Source organism: Oleiphilus sp. HI0086 (assembly GCF_001635225.1).
The window spans coordinates 1-5,701 of the sequence record NZ_LWFZ01000775.1 but is presented as its reverse complement, the minus strand read 5'-3'; the positions used below and the strand labels follow the sequence as shown (position 1 = coordinate 5,701).

General features: G+C 46.2%; 5 protein-coding genes and 1 tRNA gene. All 6 read right to left on the bottom strand.

Annotation, left to right across the window (positions count from 1 at the left end; translation table 11 throughout):
- Window positions 1-70: 70 nt before the first annotated feature.
- A tRNA-Leu gene (locus tag A3756_RS13435) sits at window positions 71-155 on the bottom strand.
- Between the two features lie 13 nt (window positions 156-168).
- Window positions 169-564, bottom strand: a complete 396-nt coding sequence (gene secG / locus A3756_RS13430; protein ID WP_068515214.1) for a preprotein translocase subunit SecG — start codon at window positions 562-564, stop codon at window positions 169-171.
- 84 nt (window positions 565-648) lie between these two features.
- Window positions 649-1,407, bottom strand: coding sequence for a triose-phosphate isomerase (gene tpiA, locus A3756_RS13425; RefSeq protein ID WP_068553677.1), 759 nt, complete (start codon window positions 1,405-1,407; stop codon window positions 649-651).
- 89 nt (window positions 1,408-1,496) lie between these two features.
- On the bottom strand, window positions 1,497-2,840 hold the full coding sequence (gene glmM, locus A3756_RS13420; RefSeq protein ID WP_068515215.1) for a phosphoglucosamine mutase: 1,344 nt from the start codon (window positions 2,838-2,840) through the stop codon (window positions 1,497-1,499).
- 28 nt (window positions 2,841-2,868) lie between these two features.
- Window positions 2,869-3,705 carry a dihydropteroate synthase gene (gene folP, locus A3756_RS13415; RefSeq protein WP_068506644.1) on the bottom strand — a complete coding sequence of 279 codons (837 nt, stop codon included), beginning with the start codon at window positions 3,703-3,705 and terminating at the stop codon, window positions 2,869-2,871.
- Between the two features lie 28 nt (window positions 3,706-3,733).
- Window positions 3,734-5,683 (bottom strand): ATP-dependent zinc metalloprotease FtsH, encoded by a 1,950-nt coding sequence (ftsH, locus tag A3756_RS13410; protein WP_231872064.1) that lies wholly within the window; start codon window positions 5,681-5,683, stop codon window positions 3,734-3,736.
- Window positions 5,684-5,701: the final 18 nt, after the last annotated feature.

Sequence of the window (5,701 nt, the reverse complement as noted above, 5' to 3'; positions counted from 1 at the left end):
ATTACTTGAACAAATAACTTAAACCCAGAAAAGCAAAAAGCCCGTCACAAACGTGACAGGCTTTCTAAGTTGGTGCCCAAGGCCGGACTTGAACCGGCACGGCTTACGCCACTACCCCCTCAAGATAGCGTGTCTACCAATTCCACCACTTGGGCAAAAACCAAAAACTTATTCTAACTCTGGCGCCGCTGACTCGGCAGGCATCGCATCTTTCGCAGCCGTATCAATTGACTCACCGCCTTCTAACTCTGTCGCCGACTCATCAGTTCCTGAGGTTTCAAGCTCAGCAACAGGCGCAATGAAATCATCTGCAGAAATTTCTGATTTCTGCTTAGCGATCACCGCCAGAGAAATACTGGTAATAAAGAATACAATCGCAAAGTATTTGGTCATATGTGTTAGGAAGCTACCACTACCCTGACTACCAAAAACGGTTTGTGACGCACCACCACCAAAGGAAGCACCCGCTTCAGCACCCTTACCTTGCTGCAGCAAAACCAAACCAATCAAACCTAGTGATACCAGAATATGCACCACAATAACGGCAGTCTCTAACCATTCCATACTTTTAGCCTATTTTTCTACTCTAGTTGCCCGCCCCATCAAGAGCCTCAAACTCTTAATTGCAACAAACAACAATAAAAATTACTAACCAGCGCTCTTACAGATTTGTAAAAAGTCGCTCACTTTTAATGATGCGCCACCAACTAGCCCACCATCAATATCATCCTGACCAAACAATTCTTTGGCGGTTTTTACATTAACACTACCACCGTACAGAATTGCCATATTTTCAGCTAAGTCCGCAGACTTTTCTGAAACCTGCTGCCGAATATAAGCGTGCATTTCCTGAGCTTGCTCTGGCGTTGCTGTTTCGCCTGTCCCAATTGCCCAAACCGGCTCATAAGCAATAAGCAAATCAGACATTTCTTGCGAAGAAAATTGCTTCAGCACAGCGCCGACTTGCGTCGCAACAACTTCCTGCGCTCTACCACCTTCTCGATCTTCCAGAGTCTCACCTACACACAAAACCGGCTTAATACCAGCCTTTAGCAAACGGGAGATTTTAGCAACAACATCACTATCAGTCTCTCCGAACAAAGCTCTACGCTCTGAGTGCCCAACTAACGACCACTGACAACCTACATCGCTCAACATAGGCGCAGATACTTCACCAGTAAACGCACCTTCGTCAAAACCAGCAACATTCTGAGCTGCCAACTGGATACCGGAGTCTTTACTTGCTTCAAAAAAGCCGGAAAGTAAAACTGTCGGCGGTGCGATTAGCACTTGCACATCGTCAGGCACGTTAGACGATGCTTGATCGCTAAATGCCTGCAAGTAGTCCTGCATAAATGCAACACTACCATTCATTTTCCAATTTCCCGCAACAATCTTGCTACGCATATATAACACCAGCTTTTCAGAAGGGCGCAAATACTAACCGAGTTAATCTTTACTTACAAGCAACCCATTACGACTTTTTACCCAATTACTTAACCAATTGCATTCTGGACCGTTTCAACCAGAGAGTTCACCACTGAATTCACCAAGTCCGCATCCTCGCCCTCAGCCATAACCCGGATTAGAGGCTCCGTACCCGAGCCTCTCAACAACACTCTACCCTGCCCTGCCAAACGCTCACCTTGCTCTTTAACAGCCTGGGCAATAACATCGTTTGACATGGGGTCTGTTTTTTCTTTAATTCGTACGTTCTTCAACACCTGTGGAAGCTTAGTCATCTCGGACTTCAACTCATGCAAGCTCTTACCGTCACGCCATAAGGAAATAAGAACCTGCAACGCAGCAATAGTTGCATCACCCGTGCTCGCTTTATCAAAGCAAATAATATGGCCTGAGTTCTCACCACCAAGCTCCCAGCCATTCTTCACTAGCTGCTCCATCACATAGCGGTCGCCCACATTTGCACGAACAAAAGGAATATTCAGCTTTTGCAATGCCAGCTCTGCACCAAAGTTCGTCATTAATGTACCGACAACCCCACCTTCCAAGCGACCAGCCTGCTGACGATTCCTGGCAATAATATAAATCAGCTCATCACCATCAACCACTTCACCTTTATGATCAACCATGATGACACGGTCACCGTCGCCATCAAATGCAATCCCGAGATCAGCCTCAACTTCTAATACCTTGTCAACAAGCGCCTGAGGGCTTGTCGAACCTACATCACGATTAATATTCAAACCATCTGGTTGCACACCAATTGTGGTGATTTCTGCACCCAATTCTTTAAAGACATAAGGCGCCACCTGGTAGGTTGCACCATGCGCACAATCCAGCACAATTTTCATACCAGTCAAAGACATCGACGAAGGAATGGTCGCCTTACAGCATTCGACATAACGGCCAATTGCATCATCAATACGTTTCGCCTTACCTAGCAGGTCGGGCGCTACGACTTCAAGGTCTTTATCAAGCCAAGATTCAATCTCTAATTCAACAGCATCATCCAACTTCAAACCCTTAGAAGAAAAGAACTTAATACCGTTATCATGATAAGGGTTATGGGAAGCACTAATAACAATACCGGCATTTGCCCTATAGGTTCGCGTCAAGTACGCAACGGCTGGTGTAGGCATTGGGCCCAATAAGCGCACATCCATACCCGCTGCAGATAAACCTGCCTCAAGCGCAGACTCAAACAAGTAACCGGATATTCGCGTATCTTTACCAATAATGACACGATTCCTGAGGCCTTCTTTCTTGAAAACCTTACCACAAGCCCAACCCAGCTTAAGCATAAACTCTGGTGTAATTGCACCTTCACCCAAGCAGCCACGAATTCCATCTGTACCAAAGTATTTTCTTGAAGACATATCTTTTCCCTAAAACCCTTAAATAAACCTAACCTGCACGCTTTACAGCATCAACAACACGCACCGCATCAACCGTCTCAACAACATCATGAACCCTTACGATCTCGGCCCCTTGCCAGGCAGCAAGTGTCGCAGCAGACAAACTTCCAGCTAAACGCTGTTCTACATCTCGTCCCAGCAAGTCAGCAAACATGGACTTTCTAGAAACCCCAACCAACACAGGGTACCCCATACGTTTTAGTCGCTCAATGCCAGCTAATAAGCTCAGATTATGGGAAAGCGTTTTACCAAAACCAAAACCTGGATCGACAATCAAACGCTGATCATCAACCCCAGCAGACTTGAGCGTATTAATACGCGAAAGTAAAAAGGCCTCAACCTCTTCCACAACCGACGTATATTCTGGCTGAATTTGCATTGTATCGGGCTTACCTTGCATATGCATGACACACAAGGCGACATTCGCACCCGCAACGGCTTCGACCGCGCCAGGTCGCGTAAATGCCCGAACATCATTAATCAAACCAGCGCCCAGCGCAACGGTTTCACGCATGACTTGCGGTGTACTAGTATCGACCGATAATACGACATCGAAGTTTTGAAGAATTTTTTCAGCAACAGGACAAACACGATCAAGCTCTTCTTGAACGCTTACTGGCTGTGCACCTGGACGAGTAGACTCACCGCCCACATCAATAATACTCGCCCCTTGAGCAAGCATTATTTCAACCTGATTTAGTGCTGAATCGAGATTAGAGTACTGACCACCGTCAGAAAAGGAATCGGGTGTTACATTAAGAACACCCATCACTTGAGTTGTCGCCAGATCGAGCTCTCGACTGGCGAACTTGAACAATTGACTCATAATTTAACTAAACACATCTCTGGAGAACCTAACCCTGCTCTCCAGTCTCGTCAGTTGGCTTTTTGCCATCAGCGATATCCACAACCTTATCATCTTCGCTATCGGCTTTTTTGTCGCTCGAACCATCGTTATCGTTACGACCGTTACTTGACCAGCCTTTTGGCTCACGTGGATCCTTACCGTCCATCAAGTCATCAATCTGCTCAGAATCAATGGTTTCATACTTCATCAAAGCATCCGCCATTGCATCAAGAATTGAACGATTATCCTCGAGGATTTTTTGTGCTTGCGCATAACATGTATCAATAATTGAACGCACTTCGGTATCAATTTCATTACGTGTAGCACCCGCCACATGAGAACCGCCACTGCCAGCGGACTTTCCTAAAAACACTTCTTCTTGGGCATCATCATAAAGCAAGGGCCCTAACTTATCGGACAAGCCCCACTTGGTTACCATATTTCTAGCAATCTCTGTCGCACGCTGAATATCGTTTGATGCGCCGGTTGTGACACCATCCATACCTAATGTCATTTCTTCGGCAATTCGGCCACCATAAAGCGAACAAATCTGGCTGATAAGCTGCTTGCGACTCAAGCTATAACGATCTTCTTCAGGCAGGAACATCGTCACACCCAAAGCACGACCTCTCGGAATAATACTTACCTTATAAACCGGATCATGTTCTGGTAAAACACGACCAACAATTGCATGTCCCGCTTCATGATAAGCCGTATTAAGCTTTTCCTTCTCAGACATCACCATAGACTTGCGCTCTGCGCCCATCATAATCTTATCTTTAGCAAGCTCAAAGTCTGTCATTTCAACTGCACGCTTATCAGCTCGTGCCGCAAACAGGGAAGCTTCGTTAACCAGGTTCGCCAAGTCAGCACCTGAAAATCCTGGCGTACCACGGGCAATCAAACTTGGCGCAACATCCTCAGCTAAAGGCACCTTTTTCATATGCACCTTCAGAATTTGCTCACGACCAAGTATATCTGGCAAACCGACCACAACTTGACGGTCAAAACGCCCCGGTCTTAACAATGCTGGGTCTAGAACATCCGGCCTATTGGTTGCAGCAATAACAATGACACCTTCACTACCTTCAAAGCCGTCCATCTCTACCAAGAGCTGGTTCAGTGTTTGCTCACGCTCATCATGACCACCACCCATACCCGCACCACGATGGCGACCGACAGCATCGATCTCATCGATAAAGATAATACAAGGAGATTGCTTCTTGGCCTGCTCGAACATATCACGCACACGTGAAGCACCCACACCGACAAACATTTCTACAAAGTCAGAACCAGAAATTGAGAAGAAAGGAACTTTTGCTTCACCGGCAATTGCCTTGGCAAGCAATGTCTTACCGGTACCCGGCTGACCAACCATCAATACGCCACGTGGAATCTTGCCACCCAAGCGTTGAAATTTGCTTGGATCCCGCAAAAACTCTACAAGCTCTTTAACATCTTCTTTAGCTTCATCAACACCGGCCACATCAGCAAAGGTTGTCTTAATTTGGTCTTCACTCATTAAACGAGCTTTACTCTTACCGAACGACATTGGTCCCTTGCCGCCACCGCCGCCCTGCATCTGGCGCATAAAAAACATAAATACAGCGATAATGACAAGAATAGGGAATGAAGCGACTAGCAGCTGAGTCCAAATACTTTGCTGCTCTGGCTCCTTACCAACAACCCGAACCTTGTTCTCAATCAGGTCATGCATTAAGCCAGGGTCTTCAACCATTGGACGAACGGTTTCATAATGACGCCCATCGGTCGTCACCACATCAAAGTGCAAACCATCAATGGCAACTTCCTTAACCTGCCCCCCTTGAACTAATTCTATGAATTGTGAATAGTCCATTGGCTTCACTTTTTGTTGGCCATTGAAGTTGTTAAACACTGTCAACAAAACTGCTGCTATCACCAACCACAGAACCAGGTTTTTTACCATGTCATTCAAAGGAGAATCCCTCTTTTA